We start from the raw sequence: 21,983 nt of genomic DNA, 5'->3' as shown, positions 1-21,983 counted from the left end.
ACAATTGTAATATTTGTTCAAAGGAGGAAACTATGAAATCTATCCGTAATATTATAAAAAACCCCAATTTCTATTTATACTTAATAATATTTCTAGTAATGTTTATATTAACAAGTAATATGCACTATAATGCTGACGAATATAATTACAGCAATATTCCATGGACCAACATAAGAATTCAATCCTTTAGCGATATATTAAACTCTCAAAAATTATTGTATACTCATTGGACTGGAAGAGTGTTGGTTCATTTTCTTATTCAAACTTTTCTATTCATTGGATATAATGTTTATTCTATTGTAAATTCACTTGTTTTTTGCTTATTTATTTATTTAATATTAAATTTAATACAAGCAAAGAAAACTCCTTATATTTTACTTTTAGCTTTCTTTACAATCTGGCTCTTTGCTCCAGTATTTGGCGAAACAACAATTTGGCTCTCTGGAAGCATTAATTATTTATGGCCTAGCACTTTGTTTTTATTATTGCTAAATTTATATTCTAGAGATAATTTTAATACTGCTTTATTAATGATAGTTGCACTTTTTTCAGGTGCTTCTCATGAGATGATAGTTATATGTGGAGGCGCTTATTTTTTATTAGATATATGTATTGGTAAATTCAACAAGAAGAAATCACTGGTATTTTCATGCTTTTTAATTGGTGGTTTATTCCTAGTATTAGCTCCTGGAAATTTCTTAAGAGCGGCTGAATCCTTACCTATATTAAGGAAAGTTAATATTATTAAAATTATAATAGGAGTTATCTTATTTTCTGGAATAGTACTTATAAACACAAAATCAAAAACTACTTTTGCAAAATATAAAGAACAAATCAAATGCAGTAAAATACCTACTGTATTATCAGGATTATGTATATTATTATTTATTTTGTTAGTAATGCTGAATTTAACAAACTATTATCCTTCTAACCTTAATGGACTAATAAAAATATATAATTTCAGATTTTTATTAACACTAGTATCAATAGCAGTATTTTTAGCTCTAAAATGCATAAAGCACAATATTCCAACAGAAAAATTATTACCTAACCTAAATTTATTTTTCATTGGAATGGTGAGCGCATTGGCGATGAATGTTATGCCCGAGTGTCCTGATAGAAGTTTCTTTTTAAGTTGTACTTTTATTAGCACCTCAGTGATTGGTTTTGCTACCTATTTAGAGTTTAGAAAAAGTTATTTTCTAACTTCCACAATTTTCGCTTTATCTATTATAACTTTAACACTAACATTGCGCTTTTATGTAACTTCATTAGCTTCCTGGAAAAAGGATTTTAACTCTGAGATTAAGGCTTACGAAGGGCAAACTCAAGCTGTATTACCAATTCAACCTGCGCCTTCAAGTTTAGTACGTAATTACTATGGAGCTGCTCCTTCTCAGCTAACTAGCAATCCTAATTCTATAGCTAATATTTATGCAGCTCACTATTATAATTTCCAAGAAATTATTGGTATACAAAAAAATTTCTTTATCGTAAAAATAACCAAGGACAATCTTGATAAATCTAAAATTTCTTTCGAATATACTGAAGATGGAATTACAAAAAGAAGTTACCCTGACGAGACTTTGATAGCAGTAGTTGATACTGATAAGAATGAAGCATTTATACCTATTCCTTTAGAGGCAACTAATGTTAAGTTAATAAATAACAGTGAAATTGAGATCACCCGTGATGATATTACAACAATTAAAGCAAAATAAAAGATATACCGCCAGTAAAAATCGACTGGCGGTATATCTTTTAACATCACTAAATGAAAATACTTTTTCTATATAGATACTATACCTGAATACCCTAGCTGAAATTCATTTTTAAGTTGCACTTTTATTTATAATCTTTAATAATTCTTCCCCATACCTTTGAACTTTCTTTTCTCCGACCCCTCTAATTTCAAATAATTCTTCCTTATTCTTTGGAAGCTTATTAACTATCTCAATTAGAGTTGCATCTGAAAATATTATGTACGGCTTAATACCATCTCTATTGGCTCTATCCATTCTCCAACTTTTAATAATATTAAATAATTCTTTATTTATTGCAGTTTCTTCATCCTTTATTAATAATAGTACACTTCTATCGCCCTTAAGAATTTCCATGGACTTTTTTGTAGGCTTAAGCATGGAATATGTGCCTTCCTTAAGAGCTACAAAATCTTGCACTAGCATTTGTTTTATTAGTCCTCTAATAAAAGTTGTACTATAATCCTTCATTAATCCAAAAGTCGTTAATTCATCTAACCTATTTTGAATTACCTTAGGTCCCTTAATTCCCCTTAATACATCTATAAGTACTGATATTCCATAGTTTTCTCTTGTTCTATATACTGTAGATAATATCATTTGAGCTTCTTTCTTATAATCTCTAAGTTCATCATTTTCTAGACAATTACTACAATTAGTGCAATACTCTCTAGTCCATTTACTATCAAAATACCTTAAAAGATTAGTTCTATAGCATCTTTTTTCTTCACAAAACTCTATTAATGCCTGTAGTTTTCTAAGTGCAATTTCTCTCCTATTTAAATTACTACTATTATTAATAATAAATTCAACTCTTCTTATGTCTTCTCTATTATAAAACAAATAACAATCACAAGGAGTACCATCCCTTCCCCCTCGGCCTATCTCTTGATAATAGCTCTCTAAATTCTTTGGAATAGTACAGTGAACTACATACCTTATATTAGATTTATCTATTCCCATCCCAAAGGCATTTGTAGCTATCATAGTGTCGAACCTCTCATAAAGAAAATCCTCTTGATTTCTTTTTTTCTCTTCGTCATTAAGCCCTCCATGATAAATTCCTACACTATAACCTAACTCCTTTAGGTATTGATATAAACTTTCTACTTCTTTTCTTGATAAACAATATATTATTCCAGATTCTGAATCATGTTCTCTTAATATATCTTTAATACCTTCTAATTTATCTTCTTCTTTATATATAGTAATGGCTAAGTTTTCTCTGTCTATATTTCCAGTAAAAATATATGGATTGTTCAAAGATAAAAGCTTCATTGAATCTTCCTTAACCTCATCTGTTGCAGTACCTGTAAAAGCTGATAAAACTGGTCTGTTATCTAAATTTTCTATAAATGGTTTTATGTATCTATAACTAACTCTAAAATCATGTCCCCACTCTGACACACAATGAGCTTCATCTACTGCTACTTGAGATATTTTAAGGGATTTAATCATTTTAATAAAAACTTTAGATTCCAACCTTTCTGGCGCTATGTAAATTAACTTATATAATCCTAATGAAGCATCCTTAAGAATTTCTTTTATCTCATCCATACTTTGAGTACTATTTATGTAAGCTGCTTCTATTCCATTATCTTTCAGTCCATCTACTTGATCCTTCATTAATGATATAAGAGGCGATATAACTATAGTAATACCATCTAAAATTAACGCTGGTATCTGATAACAAATAGATTTTCCGGCACCAGTAGGCATTATGCAAAACACATCTCTCTTAGATAAAATATTTATTATTATATTTAGTTGTCCAAATCTAAACTTATCATATCCAAAAAACCTCTTTAGAGCATACTGCGCTTTTTCCCTATCATTCATTTAATTACCTCCTCCTTATGTCATCTTTAACTCTTCTCTATTTTACAATATTTTAATCTAATTATCATGATTTTTTACCGGAACAATAAAATGTGATAATTATTAAAGAAAGTGATTTTAGACTTACCTTAATAATTATCACATTTTTATACAATATATTAAACTAAATATTTTAACATTCATCTAACTGACGAATATTATGAAAAAATCCTTTAGTAGCTTTAATAAACTCTTGTATGTTGCAGTTGCCAGCTCTCTCGCCTATTCCGTCTAGAGTACAATTAACATATTTAGCTCCACTTTTAACCCCTTCTATAGATATAGCTGTTGCCATACCAAAATCATTATGGGCATGTATCTCTATTTCCATATTAGTATTTTCAATTAACGTAGTTATTGCTTTTTTAGTTGTTGAAGGACTTAATATCCCTACAGTATCAGCATACCTTACCCTATGAACATCCAATTTTCCAAGCACTTCACACAAATGTATAAGATACTTAATATCTGCTCTTGATGCATCCTCAAATCCAATAGTTACTTCGTACCCCTGCTCTTTAGTAAAATATACACAATCCTTTAGTTTATTTTCTACCCAAGTTTTGTCCTTTCTCAAATTTGAATATATTTGTATTTCAGATGATGGAACACTTAAATGAATAATGTCGGGCTTGCAGTCAATAGAATGTTTTATATCATTCTTATTAATTCTATTCCAAGTTGAAACAAAAGAATTTTCCATAGCATCTACAATTTGAATTATGCAGTCTTTTTCTATGTTCCCCATAGCAGGAGTTCCTGCCTCTATCTGATAAATTCCATTTGAATCTAGATACTTTGCAATTTCAACCTTTTGATTCACTGTAAATGCTTTTCCTGGAGCTTGTTCCCCATCCCTTAATGTTGTATCAACAATATATATTTCTCTGTTCATACCTTAGCACCTACCTTATTATATATAGCTTCTATTTCATCATCTAAAAGCCCTCTTCCCATTTTAGTACTTTCTTTTCGTATAACTTCCAATAAACTTTCAAGTTTTTCATCTTCATAAGCTATATTTAACTCATCCAATTTAATTTTTAAGGATTTTATTCCTGAATGTTTTCCTATTACTATTTTTCTTTCCCTCCCTATCTTTTTGGGATCATAAGGTTCATAAGTATGAACATCCTTTGAAATTCCATTAACGTGCACCCCTGATTCAACATTAAATATGTTTTTCCCAATGAAAGGCATATTAGAAGGTAATTCTTCACCTGTAATTTCTTCAAAAATTTTTAGTACAGTGGGAAAAAGAACATGATTTCCTCTTAAATTGATTTTTTGTATAAATTCAATTGCTCCTAAAAGTTCTTCCAAAGGAACATATCCTCCAATACCAGCAAAACTAGTAACAACTTTATGTCCACCTAACTTTATCCATTCAAGAGTCAATGCAGTTGAGCATCCATATTCATTACCAATACATAGTTCCATGCCCTTTCCAAAGGAATCCATAAGTTTTAGTAATTTTTCTTCATATGAATAGTTCATCAAATCGTCCAACCCTACTATTCTTACATTGTTGAGATTATTTATATTTCTATTCACCTTAATACTTGACTCTATATATTTTCCTCTTGGTATGTGAATTTCTTTAACTACATTTACCCTAAACTCCACATCTATTGGAAGAGGAAATAATTGTTCATATATTTCCGGAGTAATTTCAATATAATCACTGCCAATTAAATATATTAATTTAATTAGTTCCTTAACTTTTTCTTTTTTCCCTTTGACTTTTTCTCTATATAAGTCCCAAAGTGCAACTAATGTTTTATCTACAATCTCAACTTGTCTCTCTTTCATGATATCCTACCTTTCTAATTGGAAAATCCAAATGTTATTTTACATTAAGAATACTTTTACTCTTTTTCCCACTTAAAATATCTTCTGCTGCAAAGGCTACAGCCACCTCAACTCTTTCATAAGTCATAAATATGTCTATGCCTAAATTTCGCAATTTCTTGGTTGGTTCTTCTCCAATTCTAAGACAGATTACACCATCGCAATCGTATAGCATATTAGCTATCTTTTCAAATTTATCTACCTCTTCTTCACATACTTCTTTTCCATTACAGTATTTTTCTACGTTTCTCTTTTCTAAAAACATAGGCATATTATCTTTATATTCATAAATATAAAATTCTGTAGCATGTCCAAAGTGCTCGTCAACAACCATTCCACTCTTTGATACTACTGCGAATTTTAATAAAGTATGATTTTTTTCTTCTTTTCTAAATTTCAAAGACTGATCATCTCCAAGTAGTCCAATTGCATCTGCCCTACATTGCTTGCAGTGATACATTTGGCTTAAATGTTCTTTGCACTTATCTCTTAAATCTTTTATTTCTTTGTTGCTAACTAATGGCATATTTTCAAATACACTGCCCTTAACAGGTATCATCTGCATAATATTTGTAATACTAGCCCCATATTCTTTAACCTTTTTAACAACCTCTTCAATATGATAATCATTAATTCCTTTAAGCATAACTATATTTACTTTACATACAATTCCTCTATCAGTTAAATACTTAAGTCCTGAAAGCTGGTTATTAAGTAATATTTGAGTTCCTTCAATTCCAGTATAAGTAACACCTAGGTAATTTATATATTTGTAAACTTTAGCTGTTATAGTTGGATCTACAGCATTCATTGTTATAGTTACATGAGTAACTCCAAGATCTATTAATTGCTGTGCATAAAAAGGAAGCATTAAACCATTAGTCGATAAACAAAAAGTAACTTCATTATCATATTCCCTTATTAATGTTAATGTCTCTTTTACCTCATCAAAATTTGCTAGAGAATCTCCAGGACCTGCTATTCCTATAACCTTAAGGTTATCCATCTTGTTCTTAACATACTTATATTTTTCAAAAGCTTCCTTAGGAGATAAAACCTCTGTTGTAACTCCTGGTCTACTTTCATTTGGGCAATCGTATTTTCTTAGACAATAATTACAACTTACATTACACTTTGGTGCTATTGGTAGATGCATTCTCGCATATTTATGAGCCGAGCTACAACTAAAGCATGGATGAGTTTTTGTTTTTTCTTCTATACTAATTTTTTGATTATCCAATTGTGACACCTTCTCTCCTTTATATAATTCATCATATAAATTTTCTCTAAAACTTCTTTCTTTTCTTCCCAAAATTACATTTGCTATTTCATCGCCTAAATTTAATGATCCCTCATACCCTATAGACATAATTCTTTGTCCACCTACTCGATCATGTATTGGGAATGCTGCTCTTACTAGTGGTATATTGTGCTTTTCTTCTATCCTTCTACCATCTGAATTTCCTATCATAACATTAGCTTCAAAATCTACTGAATATTTCTCTATATCTTTAAAATCTGCTTCATCTATGATTTTATATTTATGAACGAATAATCTACTTCCAAGTTCCCTAACTTCTTCTTCAAGTTTCTCTTTCAAGCTAGGACATTTTTCTCCAGATGCTATCAATACTGGCATAACACCATTTTCCAAACACATTCTGGATATAGAATATACAAAATCAGGTTCTCCATATATAACCGCTCTTCCTTCACTATTGTATTTATGAGAATCTATCATAGCATCTAAATATCTACCTCTTTGATCTCTATATTTTTCAGGTACAAGATTTCCCGAAACCTTCGATAACACCTCTAAAAATTTATCAGTATCCCTAAGTCCTCTTGGTATGTTTACTCTATAATTTTCAACGCCAAAATTATCTTCTAGATATTTTCCAACGGAATTTTCATCATTTACAAAGCTAAAAATTTCTATTGTTGCTCTTGCTCCAGCCATCATCTTTATCTCTTCTATGCTAGTACCATGAGATGGTAGTCTTTCATAGTTTATTTTGTGAATTCCATCAAGATTTTCACTTATATCAGGTAATAGAATATAGTCTATATTGAAACTATTTAATATTTCTTTAAGCCTCCTTGCATCTGCAGGACTTATTAAACTTGTTACAATATTAATCTTTTTATTTTTTGTATCATCTAGATCTAAATTTTCAACAACTGCCCTAAGTGCTCTACAAAACCCATCATACTGTGTACCACCATACCCTGGCGATGAAATTGGTATTAATTCCACATTGCTTTCACTATGAGTTTCTTTAAAAGTTTTAGAAATACGCACTATATCTTCACCTATTGTTTCTGCCAAACAAGTCGTTGCTATTCCAATAACTTTTGGATTGTATAGCTTAATTAAGTTTTCTACCCCAATTATTAAATTTTTCTCTCCACCATAAACAGTTCCTTGTTCTGTTAAAGAAGAAGAAGCTATGTCTATTGGTTCATTATAATGTGTTGCCATATGTCTTCTAATGTATGTACTACACCCTTGAGAACCATGTAATATTGTCATTGCTCCTTTAATTCCATATAAAGCATTCACAGCTCCCATAGGCATGCACATCTTGCAAGGATTAACTGTTAAGTTTTTATAATCTTCTTTCATAGTTCTACCTTCCTTCCCTAACATACTTCCAAACTGGACTATTAACTGATTCGTTTACTTCCTTTGCAAAATTTATTGCTCCTATAAAGCCTCCAAGAGGATGTTTTCTCTCATGGTTGTGATCACAAAAAGCTAAACCTAGCTTATAAGCAAGAGGTCGCTCTTTTACTCCTGCTGCTAATATATCGGCACCTTTTTCTTTTATAAACTTTTCTAGTTCTGCTGGATTTGCATCATCTAAAACCACTGTTCCGTTATCAACTAGATTATTTATTACTTCATAATCATCTTTTTTACCTGTTTGTGTCCCAACTAGAACTGTATCCATTCCTAATTCTTTAAATTGTTTTATTAATGAAATAGCTTTAAATCCTCCACCTACATAAATAGCAGCTTTTTTTCCTTTAAGATTTTCTTTGTAAGAGTTCAGTATAGGAATAATTCGCTCTTCTTCTTTACTTATAAGATCTTTTGCTCTTTCTATAGTTTTCCTATCTCCAAAAAGGCTTGCAATTTTAAGCAGAGAATTCTTAGTATCCTCTAGTCCAACAAAACTTATTTTAATAAATGGAATATCCATTTCAGCTTCCATTTTCTTAGCGAGAGCTGTCATAGATCCTGCACATTGAACTATGTTAAAGCTTGCGCTACTTGCTCTTTTTAACTTATCATAACTGGCATCGCCTGTTATCGTAGACACTATATTAACACCTATTTTCTTTAAATAGTCTTGTATTATCCACATTTCTCCAGCTAAATTAAAATCTCCAAGTATATTTACTCCATTAACTTTTGGATAAATATTTCTTCTAAATAGGTTCATTAAGGCATCACCTGCAGCCTTATATCCCTTAGATTTATTACCTGAAAACCCTGGAGCTTTTACAGGTATAACAGGAATAGCATATTTTTCTTCTGCTTTTCTACAAACTGCTTCAACGTCATCTCCTATAACCCCTACTATGCAAGTTACATATATAAATATTATTTTAGGACTATGATTTTCCATAATGCCTTCTATTGCGGAAGTTAATTTCTTTTCTCCACCAAATATTATGTCCTCTTCACTTAAGTCAGTTGAAAAACTATTTCTATAAAGCTCTTCACCACTTGAAAGACTCCCTCTTATATCCCATGTATAACTTGCACATCCAATTGGACCATGAACGATGTGATAAGCATCTGTTATAGGATTTAGGACAACTCTTGCTCCACAATATACACAAGCTCTTTGACTTACTGCACCTGATAAACTATCACTATCACATTTCATTTCACCACTACAACTATCATTCTTGCAAAAAATAAATTCTTCTCTCTCTTTGAGCAAATCACCTGATACCTTTTCTCCCAAATAAATCACACCTTTCATTTATTTATTAGATAAAACTTCAACGAAGTTTCTTTAAATCCTTAGAAACTTCGTTAAGTCTATCCATGATTGTTACATTACTAACTCCATATTTTCTTCTGAACAATCTCTATCTTGTCTATCCATTAAAGCATTTAGTATAAGCTCAAGTAATCTCATTGCTCCTTTATACCCTACTAGTGGCATATATGAATGCACATATCTATCTAATATTGGGAAACCAGCTCTTACTAGAGGAATATCCTCAGCTCTAGCTATATATTTTCCATGAGTTCCTCCAATAAGTAGATCAACTTTATCATTCTTAATCCACTGATGTAGTTCAAATAAGTCACTTGCTTGTTTACAAATACAGCCTTCTACCCCAAATTGCTCAAATAATGAATTTACTTCTACTTCAAATGCATTTCCTGGAGTACCTGTTATTACATACTTGGGGATCATTCCAAGCTCAAGCACAAATTTAGTTAATCCTATAACCGTATCTGGATCACCATATATTGCTACTGTTTTTCCACTGTAATAAGGATGAGAATCAACCATTATATCAACTAATTGTCCTCTTTCCTCTTCTATTTCATAAGGCACTTGTTCTTTACTAAATTTGCTTAATTCCATTATGAAATCATCAGTAGATCCAACACCTATTGGCATATATAACTTCTTATAAGGAACTTTATAAGTATTCTCTAGTTCAGTTGCTCCAGCTTCTGATGCAAAACTTCCAAGAGCTAAAGTTTTTTCACAGTCTCCAAGAGCTATGATATCTTCAATCTTTGTTCCTCCCTTAGGGAATAGTTCATATTTGCCAGTCATTGGCGCATCTATTACTCCACTAGTATCAGGTAGCATTGTAAAAGCTACTCCCATAAGTTTTAATAATCTTTTCATTTCTCTCATATCACCAGGGTTAACAAAACCAGGTATTACACACATCTTTCCATTTGAAACACCAGTAGATTTAGATAAATCTCTTATAAAACCAGTTACCATATTGGCAAATCCAGTAATATGAGAGCCAACATAACTTGGAGTATTGGTATGAACCATATATTTCCCCTCTGGTATATCTATTGTTTCTATAATAGATCCAATATCATCACCTATTGTTTCTGAAAGACAAGTTGTGTGTACCGCAATAATATCTGGATCATATATATCAAATATATTTTTAGCAGCAGTTTTTAAGTTGCTTCCTCCACCAAATACACAAGCACCTTCACTAAATGCTGAAGTTGAAGCAATTGCTGGATCTTTAAAATGCCTTGTTAAAAAAGTTCTATGATATGAACAACATCCTTGTGATCCATGACTATGTGGCATACAATTATGAACTCCAAGAGCTGCATACATCGCTCCAACTGGTTGACATGTCTTACTTGGATTAACTTTAAGCGCTTTTCTTTCTTTTATTTCTTGTGGTGTTAAATCTAACATTATTCCTCACCTCCAAAAGTTCCTTCTAATATAGGCTCTTTCTTCCATGGTGGACATGTAAATCCCCAAGCTGGAGTATATAAGCCCATAGTTAAATCTCTACCAAAGTTAACAGCTCCTCTAAATCCAGCATATGGTCCACTATAATCGTAGGAATGTAATTGTCTAGATAAAACCCCGCCCTTTTGGATCACAAACTTATCCTTTATACCTGAGAAGAATACATCTGGTTTGAGTTTCTTTATAAATTCCTCTGTTTCATAGTGATTTAAGTCATCCACTACAACAGAACCTTTATTCATATCTCTCATCATTCCAGGGTAGTCTTCTAAATCTTTAAGTTGTGTCTTTAATTCTTCTATATCTTCTTGGCTCTTCACTATCTTAAATTTGTCTTCAATTTTTTCTACTTCTAGTACTTCTATATTCTTTAAATCTGCATCTTCTATGATTGTTGGTATAACTTCTCTACCTTCATAGTCATCTCTATGAGCAAATTCATAAGCTGCAAGTACTGTTTCTACTCCGAAATCCTTTAATAACATTTGATAATGATGAGACCTTGAGCCTCCCACAAATAAAGCTGCTTTTTTGCCAGTTAACTTTTCTCTATATACCGCAATATCATCTTTAATATTTTCAAGTTCTTCTTCTATTACCTCTTCAGTTCTAGCTGTTAGTACTGGATCGTCAAAGAATTTTGCCATATCTCTTAGAGTTTGTATAGTTGAATCAACTCCTATAAAATTAACTTTCATCCAACTTGTTCCATATTGAATGTTCATCATTTCTGCGATATAATTAATCGAACGGTGACATTGAACTAGGTTTAAATCAGCTGTATGGGCTTTTCTTATATCATCTACACTACCATCACCAGTCATGATTGATATAACTTCATAGCCTATACTTTTTAAAATTCTTCCGATTTCAAAACCGTCACCACCTATGTTATATTCTCCAAGAATATTTACAGAGTGTTTTTTAGGTTCATAGTCACTTGTTCCTATTAAATTTTTTATTATTGAATTATTTGCTATATGATGTCCTGCTGATTGAGAAACACCTTTATACCCTTCACAGGCAAATGATACAACTTCAATTCCATACATCTTCTTAGCTTCTGCTGCAACCGCTGGCAAATCATCACCTATTAAACCAACTGGACATGTAGCACATATAAATATTGTTTTAGGATTAAATATCTCTACAACTTCTTTAATTGCTTGCTTTAGCTTTTTTTCTCCTCCAAATACGATATCACTTTCTTGTAAATCAGTTGAAAAACAATATTCTAGAAAATTCTTTCCATCTTCTTTAGCTATAGCCTTATTTCTTCTTGTCCCCCAAGAATAATATCCACACCCTATAGGTCCATGAGTAATTATTGCCGCATCTTTTATAGGACCAAGTACAACACCTTTACATCCAGCATAGCAACAACCTCTATGGGTAAGCATCCCTGGCATAGTTCTACTGTTAGCTCCAATTTCTTGTTTATCTTCAACAAGTTCTAACATATGTTTTTTTCTATTTTTATAAACTTTAGCACTATAGTTTTCTAAAACACTATCTACCTTACTCATTAGCATCACCTCCAAAATTAAATTGCACTCTCATTGCTTTCACCATCTCTTACTCTATATACTTCATTTATTGGTAGTATAAATATCTTTCCATCACCGGGAGTTCCAGTAGAATTAACATCCATAATTGTGTCCACTACAGTTTTAACTTCATCATCATTTACTACAAGAGTTATAAATCTCTTAGGAATTAACCTTCCTCTTTCTGTGAAATTTTCAGCATAAGGACTAGGTATTTCTTCACCAGCATCTATAAAACCTTGAACATAAACTTGATCAATAGATTTTTTGCCTCTTCCTAAAACTTTCATACAAGTAATTGATGGAAAGCCAGCTTCTGCAAGAGATTCTTTAGTTTTGTTTACTTTATTCAAACGAATAAAACACATAACTTCTTTCATGAGCTTTTCCTCCTATTTTTTATAATCCTTCTTTACCACTACTTACTGTGTAGGCAGTTTCTATCGGTGAGACAAAAATCTTGCCATCTCCAAATGCACCTTTTTCTCCAGTTCTAGAATTTTTCATTATAACTCTTATAACATCATCCTTATCTTCATCTTTTACTGCAAGTAACAACATTTCTTTTGGTAATTCATCATAATGAATATCTCCAACCTTTATTCCCTTTTGCTTACCTCTACCAAAAACACTCATCTTTGTTACTTCTGGAAAACCCGCATCTAATAATTCCGAAAGTACTATATTCACTTTTTCAGGTCTTAATATTGCACGAATCATATACATCTCAACACACACTCCTCACATTTTTAATTAAATATCCATCAATCCATATTCCATTAATATTTCTTCTAATCTTTCTTGTGTCATTGGTTTTGGAATAACAAACATCTTATTCTCATCAATTTTCTTTGCTAATTGTCTATATTCTTCAGCTTGATCTGCTTTTGGATCAAATTCAATAACTGTTTGTTTATGAATTTCAGCTCGTTGAACCATATTGTCCCTTGGTACAAAGTGAATAAGTTGGCTTCCAAGTTCCTTAGCAAATGCTTCTAAAAGATCTAACTCTTTATCAACTTTTCTTGAGTTACAAATAATTCCTCCAAGTCTAACTCCACCTGTTTTGGCATACTTTCTTATACCTTTTGAAATATTATTTGCTGCATATAATGCCATCATCTCACCACTTGCAACTATATATATTTCTTGTGCTTTACCTTCTCTAATTGGCATTGCAAAGCCACCACAAACAACATCCCCCAATACATCATAAAAAACATAATCTAAATCTGGTGTATATGCACCTAATCTTTCAAGCATACCTATTGAGGTTATAATGCCTCTACCAGCACATCCAACTCCTGGTTCTGGCCCACCTGATTCAACACATTTAATACCCTTAAATCCATCTTTCATGATGTAATCTAAGTCAATATCTTCTCCTTCCTCTCTTAAAGTATCAAGAACTGTTTTTTGTGCTAGCCCTCCAAGCAATAATCTTGTAGAATCAGCCTTTGGATCACACCCTACAACCATGATTTTCTTTCCTAACTCTGCTAAACCTGCTGTTAAATTTTGTGTGGTAGTTGATTTTCCTATACCACCTTTTCCGTAAATTGCAACTTGTCTCATTTACATTTCCTCCTTTTATTTTTAAATTTATATACCTTCTCATTTATTTAAGAAGTTATAAGCAGTATATTGATTATTAGTAAAGCAGAAAGGCGCCTTTCCCTATTTTTGAAAGACGCCTTTGTCTAATATGAAGAAAAAATTAAGGCCCAAATCTTAACTAGTCGATAAGATTTAGACCCCATTGTCTTCTTCAAGTTTTATTTACTTATAGTTTATTGTATTTATAATATCACACAATAATGTTAAAATATATCATTTATTGCATATTTATCATAAAAATATTTACCCCCATTTTCTAAAAATAATTTACAAATTGAAAACGGATTCTTTTTACAAATCACCCTTTAAGGTTAATGTCTTCCCTAATGATGAAAGAATTTCAAAGGAATTTTCTTTAATTTTATATTCATAATTATTTATTTTTATTGAATTATTATAAAACTCCAACTTTACTGGTATTATCGTATTAATATCGCCAACATACTTTTTTATGGTTTTAGGAGAATATATTATTTTATCACCCTCCTTATTTTTGACTTCTATCTTATTCGTACTAGTAATTACTGACTTAATACTTCCATCTTCATTAAGTTTCAAAGAATTATCCTCTCCATGAATTCCTAAGGCGTTCTTATCAAAAGCTTCAACTATTCCTACTGGAGTTTTTATAGCTATTGGTACTCCTGGTTCACAAGATTCGATTTGTCCATTTTCATAGAAAGATAACCCTATCCTTATATTTATAAATTTATTTTGTATTTTATATTTTATTCTTTCCTTTGGCCATAAAGTAACACTTTTAATTTTTCCTGATCTATAAAAAAGCAATGATATGAATTTTGAATAAAAATCACCAATATCTGTGTGTACTCTATCTCTTGTAGCTAACTTATACTCATCTTCTTCAGACCAGTAAGCAGACAATCTTCCATCCAGAGGAAATAATCTTTTTATTTCACCACTCTCGTAAAATACTATCTTTTCAACTGGAAAATCACCTGCACTAGTATTTATGCGTACCTGCTCATTTAAAGATATAGTTTTTATATCTCCACTTTTATAAAACTTTACTGCAGGTAACTCCTTTCTTCTTTCTTTCATCTCTTCATACAAAGGTATAAATGTGTACCCTAATATATTTACTTTACTTTTTTCTTTTACGGTACAACATTCATATTCCCCTGAATTATATCTTCCAGTAATGCTTGCCCCATTTAAATAGCCGTACTTTGTCTTGATTGTACTCATTTAACAACACCTCTCTATTAACATTTTTTGTTATTTTAATATTAAGAATAAATGTTAATAACAATAACGTCAATCTTACTTTATAAAAATTAAAATTTGAAATATTTTGAAAAAATATCTTGACAAACCAATTATATGAGATAAACTAGAAATAATTAAATATTTCAAATGCAAAGACGCAGTTTAACACTGGGTCTTTTTTGTTTTAAAAAGGAGGAATCTCATGGAAAAAATAGCAGTATTTCTTGATGCAAAAGATGAAATAGCAACATTCTTAGAAGCAACTAAACTTAAGATTTTTCATAAAAAAGAAAAGATGTGGATCATATACAAAAAACTAGATGTAGATATGAAAGATGTTAAAGGGATAAGAGCCTTACGTCATGGTTATTTAAAATTAATTGATGAATTTGATGACTGCAAAATTGTTGTTGTCAAAAAAGGATATGGTATTCCTTATAGCGTTTTTTATTCAAAAGATTTTAGCATCTGGGAGTTACCTGGTAAAGCTGAAGGAATTTTAGATGAGGTTTTAAATCAGGAAATGAAACACGAAGCTGAAGAAGAACTAAAGTTCAATGAGAATAAGAATAAAATTATAAAAATTAAAGAAGGTGAATATTATTTAGACTTAATTAAAGCCCAACTTGAAAACCCAGAACTTTCTTCAAAAAAAGCCTTATTGCCTTTTATTGAAACTACAGCCTTTGATGCACTTAAGCTTAGATGTTGCCATGTACCACCTTGGCTTAGAAGTCATAGTGATAAAAACAACTTATCTTTTGATGTAAAAAGAGTTACAGATCAGGATTTTGAAATGATTTTAAAAAAAATATAATTTAGGAGGGATAATATGAAAAAATTAATTAAATTTCTATCTTTACTGATAATTCTTATACTACCTTTTTCCTCTATTAGCTGTAGTAATAAAAAAATTACAGCCAGTGCTTCAATTGAATTAAATATATCTGCTGCTGCTAGCTTAAAAGAAGCCATGGCTGATTTAGAAAAGTCTTTTAAAGAGGTAAACCCTAACGTTACTTTAGTAACTAATTTTGGTGCTTCTGGCTCTCTAGAGCAACAAATCGAACAAGGCGCCCCTTGTGATGTCTTTATATCTGCTGGTAAAAGTCAGATGAAACAATTAAAGGATAAAGGCTTATTAATAGATTCATCAGATAAAGATTTAATTAAAAATGAACTGGTATTAGTAGGTCCAAAAGATTCTAAAATAACAGGGATTAATGACTTAACTAGTGACATTGTTAAGAAAATAGCTGTTGGCGAAGCAAGCAGTGTACCTGCTGGCAAATATGCTGATGAAGTTTTTACAAAACTTAATATTAAAACTTCATTGCAACCTAAACTGGTATTTGCAAAAGACGTTAAAGAAGTACTTTCTTGGGTAATTTCTAGTAATGCAGAAGTAGGATTTGTCTATCTAAGCGACGCATTAAGTAATGATTCAGTAAAGATCATTGAACAAATTCCTTCTGAATATCATTCTCCAATTAACTATCCTGTAGGTATAATTAATACAACTAAGAATCAGTATATAGCAAAAGAGTTTGAAAACTTTCTATTTACAGATAAAGCGCAAAAAATTTTTAAAAAGTATGGTTATAAATCTGTAAACTAATTTTTATAAGGAGGGAGCATCTTGGATTTATCACCTTTATTGATTTCTATATCAACCTCATTAATATCAACTTTTATAACATTTATACTTGGCATATTAACAGCATATATAGTAGCAAATTATAAAGGGCACTTTAAGGGATTTATTGATGGCATTTTAACCCTTCCTCTTCTCCTTCCTCCTACTGTAGTTGGATTTGTATTACTTGTCATATGTGGTAAAAATGGAGCTGTTGGAAAGCTCCTGGGCTTTTTTAATACATCTATAATATTTACATGGTTTGCCACTGTTATTTCTGCTACTGTGGTATCATTCCCAATGATGTATAGAACAACAAGATCTGCCTTTGAACAAATTGATGAAAACATAATTTCTGCTGCTAGAACTTTAGGGTTAAGTGAAAAGAAAATCTTTTATAAAATTGCTATTCCCCTTGCTGAACCTGGCATAATAGGAGGAATTGTTTTATCCTTTGCTAGAGCTATGGGGGAATTTGGTGCAACATTGATGTTAGCTGGAAATATTCCAGGTAAAACCCAAACAATGCCACTTGCCATATTTTTTGCTGTAGAAAGTGGAAACATGGATGAGGCAATTCTATGGGTCATAATAATAATAACAATATCCCTATTTATGATATTGCTATTAAATTATTGGTCACAAATACAAATTAAAATTATGGAAAAGAGAGGTAGATAACATGTCTTTACATATTGATATTGAAAAACAATTACCTACCTTTAAGCTTGAAGCAAAATTTACAGAAGAAAATAAAATTTTAGGCTTTTTGGGAGCTTCAGGATCTGGAAAAAGTATGACTTTACGTTGTATTGCTGGGCTAGAAACTCCCACCTTTGGGAAAATAGTATTGAATAATAAAACTCTTTTTGATTCCGAAAAAGGCATTAACTTACCTCCTCAAAAGAGAAATGTTGGATTCTTATTTCAAAACTATGCTCTATTTCCTAATATGACAATAACAGAAAATATTGAAATTGTTTTAAATGAAACAAATAGAAATGAAAAGAATAATTTAATTAAAAACTACATAAAAAGGTTAGACCTAAATGGATTAGAAAATAGATACCCTTCTCAATTATCAGGAGGGCAACAACAAAGAGTTGCTCTAGCTAGAGCATTAATTACTTCTCCAGATATTCTTCTTTTAGATGAACCTTTTTCAGCTTTAGATCATCACCTTAGAAGTGAGATGGAAAAAGAATTAATGTATATTTTAAAAGATTTTAGAGCCGATGTAATTTTTGTAACCCATAATATTAAAGAAGCTTTTAGGGTGTGTGATAATATAATAATTTATGATAAAGGATCAACCTTGTGTAAAAGAGATAAAAAAGATTTATTTGAAAAACCACAGTCTTTGGAAGAAGCAAAACTTACTGGTTGTAAGAATATTTCTACTTGTAAAAAAACTGGCTCTAATACTATTTATGCTGAGAATTGGGGATATGAATTATCATTTAAAGATACAATTAAATTAGATGTTCAATTTATAGGAATAAGATCTCATAGTATTAAACTTACTAATTCACATGAAAACTCTTTCAGTTTTACAATTGAAAATATAATTGAAAATCCTTTCGATTATACTTTATATGTAAAAAATAAAGACAAAAAAGAAAGTAAAAGTATTCATTTAACTCTTTCAAAAAAAGAAATGATCTTTTCAAATGGAGATAAAATCAACCTTCACTTTCCTTATAATTCTTTATTTTATTTCTAAATTAGCATTTTTATATAATTCATAAAAATGATTTGTAGGTCCAACACCTTTGCCTAATTTAAATCCATGTTCAATAGCAACTGTTATGTATCTCTTTCCTTCTTTCACAGCTTCTTCAATATTCATACCTTTTGCCAAGCTAGCTGCTATTGCTGAGGAAAGAGTACATCCTGTTCCATGAGTATTTTTAGTATCTATTCTTTTTTGATTTAAATATATAAACTTTTCCCCATCATATAACACATCAGTAGCATCTTCTTCAAGATGTCCACCTTTAATTAATACATATTTAGGTCCAAGTTCTTTTAATTTAATACAAGCCTTTTTCATTTCCTCAACATTACTTATTTTATCGTCTAAAATTTCTTCTGCTTCAGGTAAATTAGGAGTTATAAGTGTTGCTAGAGGAAATAATTCTTTTATTAAAGTTTCTTTAGCATCTTCTAATAAAAGCTTAAATCCACTTTTAGAAATCATCACTGGATCCACAACTATAGGCGGTAAGTTTTTTTGTCTTCTCAATCCTTTACTAATTGCTTTGATTGATTCAATCTTAGATACCATTCCTATTTTTATAGCATTAACATCAATATCATCAAAAATAGCCTTTATTTGAGCTTCGATAATTTCAGCTTCGATATCTTGGACCCCAAAAACCCCCATAGTGTTTTGTACAGTTACAGCAGTTATTACACTCATAGCAAAAACTCCATTTGCAGATATTGATTTAATATCTGCTTGTATCCCTGCTCCTCCTGAAGAATCTGAACCTGCAATTGTAAGTGCTGTCTTCATATTATTGTTCTCCCCTTTCTTCTATTAACAATTTTCTAATAGCTGGTATTTTAAAAAAACTATATGCTATTGCTGCTCCACCAATACAACTTACACTGAAAGGTACAATATACACGAACAATACAACTTCTTTACCTAACAATAAGGTTGCAATTGGATATGCAGCTAATGCCCCTATAATTCCTGTTCCAATAACTTCACCAAGTAATGCTAAACCTACTCTTTTAAACTTCTTATAAGCTAGTCCAGCAAGTAACGCTCCTATCATACTCCCTGGAAAAGCCAGCAAACTACCTGTTCCCAACATATTCCTTAATAGAGATGTTACAAATGCATTTCCCAAAGCATAAACTGGCCCTAAAATAACAGCTGAAACAACATTTATAAAATGTTGGACTGGTGACATTTTAGCTCCGAAGATTGGTATTGAAAAAGTTCCAAAAACAGTTGAAATAGCAATAAATATACCGCTCATAGCTAACTTATAAGCTACGTTTCTTCTTTTCATAAAAGCCTCCTAAAAAGCTGAGCATAAATTAAATCTGTAATAAAAAAAGTATAGCTTTTGAAGGCTATACTAATAAACATTTTAGTTTTATTACTTCCCTCCGGTGGTTCTAACCACATCAGGTTCAAGAGTTTAGAAGATTACTTTCTTCAATCTCAGCTTTAATTCAGCTCCCCTAGTAATTTTATTTAATTTTCGTATTTTATTTTATCACTATTCTTCTTCTCCGTAAACTTTCTTTCTAAGTTCAAGTCCTGCCTTAGTTATAGCTACTCCACCTTCAGCTGTTTCCCTTAATGATGTTGGCAAACACTTTCCTACTTTATACATAGCTGAAACCGCATCATCAAATGGTATCTTTGAGTCTACACCAGCCATTACTAAATCTGCTATGCTTAATGCACTTATAGCTCCCGATATATTTCTCTTTGCACAAGGTATTTCTACTAGTCCTGCAACCGGATCACAAACTAATCCTAAAACATTTTTCAAAATTATAGCTGCTGCATCTAAACTCATTTTGGGAGTACCACCCATCATTTCAACAACCGCTGCTGCCCCCATTGCCGATGCTGATCCACACTCTGCTTGACATCCACCTTCTGCTCCAGATAATGTAGCATTCATTCCAATTATCATTCCTACTGAAGATGCTGCAAAAAGTGCAGTAATTAATTCATCTTCACTTTTATTAAGTTTTTTACCTGCTGTAAGAATAACTGCTGGTAATATCCCACAAGATCCAGCTGTAGGACAAGCTACTATTTTCCCCATAGCGGCATTTACTTCTGATGAGGATAATGCCATTGCCATTGCTAATACCATTGTTTCACCAATAAGAGTATTTCCCTTATCTAAGTATTTTTTTATCTTATATGCATCTCCACCTATAAGCCCACTAACTGAATATATTTCTTTATTCATTCCACTATTAGCAGATTCTATCATAACATTGAGATTTTTTTTCATCTTTATATATAATTCTTCCCTTGTTATCTCCCTATTCTCAATTTCATATCTTATAGCATATTCACTTAGGGAGATATTTTCTTCAAAACAAATCTTTATTAATTCGTCACCACTTCTAGCTATTTTCATACTACTCTCCCTCCTTAACAGGATGAATACTTATAACTCTACTTATTGAATCTATACTCTCGATTTTCTCTATAACATTTTTCTCAACTCTATAGTCCACTTCGAAAACCATAGTAGCATCTTTTCCTTTTTGATTTCTAAACACTTTCATAAACGCTATGTTTATCCCCTCTTCATAAAGTATAGAAGTAACCTTCGAAACAGATCCTGGTACATCTTTATTGGAAATAATTAATGTAGGATACTCTCCTGTAAACTCCACATTATTTCCGTTGACTTCGGTAATTTTAATACTACCTCCACCTATTGAAGATCCCATAACTTCGCATTCTCTACCCTTTACACTTTTCATTATAAACTTTACTGTATTAGGGTGGACATCTCCTAAATCTGCTTCAATAAATTCTATCCTTAATCCATATTCCTTTGCTATTTCTAATGAATCTCTAAGTCTTATATCACTAGGTTCCATTCCTAATATTCCTGCAACTAATGCCCTATCAGTTCCATGTCCTTTGTACGTCTTAGCAAAAGAACCATGTAAATAAAACTTAACACTTTCAAGTTCTCCATCTAAAACAGCTCTAGCGACCTTTCCAAGTCTTGCTGCTCCTGCTGTATGCGAACTTGAAGGACCAACCATAATAGGTCCTAAAATATCAAAAACGCCTAGATTTGTCATATATTTTCTCCTTCGTTCCTTGTAAATTCCTCATTTTAGTTTAAGCAAAACTTATAATTAAATCAATATAAATTTACATTATTGTTCATAAATTAAGAATTATCATAAAAAAACTTAAAAATCCAAGCGAAACTTAAAAAATGAACTATCTCCAAACACTCTT

The 21,983-nt window shown here is 31.2% G+C and carries 20 protein-coding genes and 1 riboswitch; of the genes, 5 read left to right on the top strand and 15 right to left on the bottom strand.

Annotated elements, in window-relative coordinates; translation table 11 throughout:
- Nucleotides 1-32 precede the first annotated feature (32 nt).
- Complete coding sequence (locus H9661_RS02980) at nucleotides 33-1,721, top strand: DUF6056 family protein (protein ID WP_191767695.1); 1,689 nt, start codon at nucleotides 33-35, stop codon at nucleotides 1,719-1,721.
- Nucleotides 1,722-1,832: 111 nt separating this feature from the next.
- Here H9661_RS02980 and recQ read toward each other — a convergent pair whose 3' ends face one another.
- The 11 genes from recQ to H9661_RS02925 form a co-directional block, all read right to left on the bottom strand.
- Nucleotides 1,833-3,599: a DNA helicase RecQ gene (recQ, locus tag H9661_RS02975; protein WP_191767694.1), complete on the bottom strand. Its 1,767-nt coding sequence runs from the start codon at nucleotides 3,597-3,599 to the stop codon at nucleotides 1,833-1,835.
- Between the two features lie 172 nt (nucleotides 3,600-3,771).
- Nucleotides 3,772-4,533: a beta/alpha barrel domain-containing protein gene (locus H9661_RS02970; protein ID WP_191767693.1), complete on the bottom strand. Its 762-nt coding sequence runs from the start codon at nucleotides 4,531-4,533 to the stop codon at nucleotides 3,772-3,774.
- A complete protein-coding gene (locus H9661_RS02965) occupies nucleotides 4,530-5,450 on the bottom strand; it encodes a homocitrate synthase/isopropylmalate synthase family protein (RefSeq protein WP_191767692.1) in 921 nt (306 codons plus the stop codon). Before H9661_RS02965 ends, H9661_RS02970 begins: the two co-directional genes overlap by 4 nt.
- Nucleotides 5,451-5,484: 34 nt before the next feature.
- On the bottom strand, nucleotides 5,485-8,115 hold the full coding sequence (nifB, locus tag H9661_RS02960) for a nitrogenase cofactor biosynthesis protein NifB (RefSeq protein ID WP_191767691.1): 2,631 nt from the start codon (nucleotides 8,113-8,115) through the stop codon (nucleotides 5,485-5,487).
- A gap of 4 nt (nucleotides 8,116-8,119) precedes the next feature.
- On the bottom strand, nucleotides 8,120-9,469 hold the full coding sequence (gene nifE / locus H9661_RS02955; protein WP_243240320.1) for a nitrogenase iron-molybdenum cofactor biosynthesis protein NifE: 1,350 nt from the start codon (nucleotides 9,467-9,469) through the stop codon (nucleotides 8,120-8,122).
- Nucleotides 9,470-9,559: 90 nt separating this feature from the next.
- Nucleotides 9,560-10,924, bottom strand: coding sequence for a nitrogenase molybdenum-iron protein subunit beta (nifK, locus tag H9661_RS02950; protein ID WP_191767689.1), 1,365 nt, complete (start codon nucleotides 10,922-10,924; stop codon nucleotides 9,560-9,562).
- The gene (locus H9661_RS02945) at nucleotides 10,924-12,510 is read right to left on the bottom strand and encodes a nitrogenase component I subunit alpha (protein ID WP_191767688.1); all 1,587 of its coding nucleotides are present in this window, start codon (nucleotides 12,508-12,510) and stop codon (nucleotides 10,924-10,926) included. The genes nifK and H9661_RS02945 overlap by 1 nt, the downstream gene beginning before the upstream one ends.
- Nucleotides 12,511-12,527: 17 nt before the next feature.
- Nucleotides 12,528-12,911, bottom strand: coding sequence for a P-II family nitrogen regulator (locus H9661_RS02940; RefSeq protein ID WP_191767687.1), 384 nt, complete (start codon nucleotides 12,909-12,911; stop codon nucleotides 12,528-12,530).
- Nucleotides 12,912-12,930: 19 nt separating this feature from the next.
- Nucleotides 12,931-13,257 carry a P-II family nitrogen regulator gene (locus H9661_RS02935; RefSeq protein ID WP_143316669.1) on the bottom strand — a complete coding sequence of 109 codons (327 nt, stop codon included), beginning with the start codon at nucleotides 13,255-13,257 and terminating at the stop codon, nucleotides 12,931-12,933.
- A 27-nt stretch (nucleotides 13,258-13,284) separates the two neighbouring features.
- A complete protein-coding gene (nifH, locus tag H9661_RS02930) occupies nucleotides 13,285-14,106 on the bottom strand; it encodes a nitrogenase iron protein (RefSeq protein WP_143316668.1) in 822 nt (273 codons plus the stop codon).
- A 333-nt stretch (nucleotides 14,107-14,439) separates the two neighbouring features.
- Nucleotides 14,440-15,357 (bottom strand): hypothetical protein, encoded by a 918-nt coding sequence (locus tag H9661_RS02925; protein WP_143316667.1) that lies wholly within the window; start codon nucleotides 15,355-15,357, stop codon nucleotides 14,440-14,442.
- 223 nt (nucleotides 15,358-15,580) lie between these two features.
- On the opposite strand from H9661_RS02925, the gene H9661_RS02920 reads away from it, so the two are divergent.
- The 4 genes from H9661_RS02920 to H9661_RS02905 are packed head-to-tail and all read left to right on the top strand — an operon-like array spanning nucleotide 15,581 to nucleotide 18,737.
- Nucleotides 15,581-16,195 (top strand): Fe-only nitrogenase accessory AnfO family protein, encoded by a 615-nt coding sequence (locus tag H9661_RS02920; protein WP_191767686.1) that lies wholly within the window; start codon nucleotides 15,581-15,583, stop codon nucleotides 16,193-16,195.
- A gap of 15 nt (nucleotides 16,196-16,210) precedes the next feature.
- A complete protein-coding gene (gene modA / locus H9661_RS02915; protein WP_143316665.1) occupies nucleotides 16,211-16,996 on the top strand; it encodes a molybdate ABC transporter substrate-binding protein in 786 nt (261 codons plus the stop codon).
- 21 nt (nucleotides 16,997-17,017) lie between these two features.
- On the top strand, nucleotides 17,018-17,695 hold the full coding sequence (modB, locus tag H9661_RS02910) for a molybdate ABC transporter permease subunit (protein ID WP_143316664.1): 678 nt from the start codon (nucleotides 17,018-17,020) through the stop codon (nucleotides 17,693-17,695).
- A gap of 1 nt (nucleotide 17,696) precedes the next feature.
- Nucleotides 17,697-18,737 carry a sulfate/molybdate ABC transporter ATP-binding protein gene (locus H9661_RS02905; protein ID WP_191767685.1) on the top strand — a complete coding sequence of 347 codons (1,041 nt, stop codon included), beginning with the start codon at nucleotides 17,697-17,699 and terminating at the stop codon, nucleotides 18,735-18,737.
- On the opposite strand, the gene thiD is transcribed toward H9661_RS02905, so the two are convergent.
- The 4 genes from thiD to sdaAB form a co-directional block, all read right to left on the bottom strand.
- Nucleotides 18,723-19,532 carry a bifunctional hydroxymethylpyrimidine kinase/phosphomethylpyrimidine kinase gene (gene thiD / locus H9661_RS02900; RefSeq protein ID WP_191767684.1) on the bottom strand — a complete coding sequence of 270 codons (810 nt, stop codon included), beginning with the start codon at nucleotides 19,530-19,532 and terminating at the stop codon, nucleotides 18,723-18,725. The genes H9661_RS02905 and thiD overlap by 15 nt on opposite strands.
- Nucleotide 19,533: 1 nt before the next feature.
- Nucleotides 19,534-20,040, bottom strand: a complete 507-nt coding sequence (gene thiW / locus H9661_RS02895) for an energy coupling factor transporter S component ThiW (RefSeq protein ID WP_143316661.1) — start codon at nucleotides 20,038-20,040, stop codon at nucleotides 19,534-19,536.
- Nucleotides 20,041-20,118: 78 nt separating this feature from the next.
- A riboswitch (TPP riboswitch) is annotated at nucleotides 20,119-20,227 on the bottom strand.
- A gap of 26 nt (nucleotides 20,228-20,253) precedes the next feature.
- Complete coding sequence (sdaAA, locus tag H9661_RS02890) at nucleotides 20,254-21,138, bottom strand: L-serine ammonia-lyase, iron-sulfur-dependent, subunit alpha (RefSeq protein ID WP_191767683.1); 885 nt, start codon at nucleotides 21,136-21,138, stop codon at nucleotides 20,254-20,256.
- A 1-nt stretch (nucleotide 21,139) separates the two neighbouring features.
- The gene (sdaAB, locus tag H9661_RS02885) at nucleotides 21,140-21,820 is read right to left on the bottom strand and encodes an L-serine ammonia-lyase, iron-sulfur-dependent subunit beta (RefSeq protein ID WP_191767682.1); all 681 of its coding nucleotides are present in this window, start codon (nucleotides 21,818-21,820) and stop codon (nucleotides 21,140-21,142) included.
- Nucleotides 21,821-21,983 lie beyond the last annotated feature (163 nt).

The organism is Clostridium cibarium (assembly GCF_014836335.1).
In the GTDB taxonomy this organism is placed as follows: domain Bacteria; phylum Bacillota; class Clostridia; order Clostridiales; family Clostridiaceae; genus Clostridium; species Clostridium cibarium.
The sequence above is the reverse complement of the archived record's forward strand: the minus strand, read 5'-3'. Positions and strand labels throughout refer to the sequence as shown.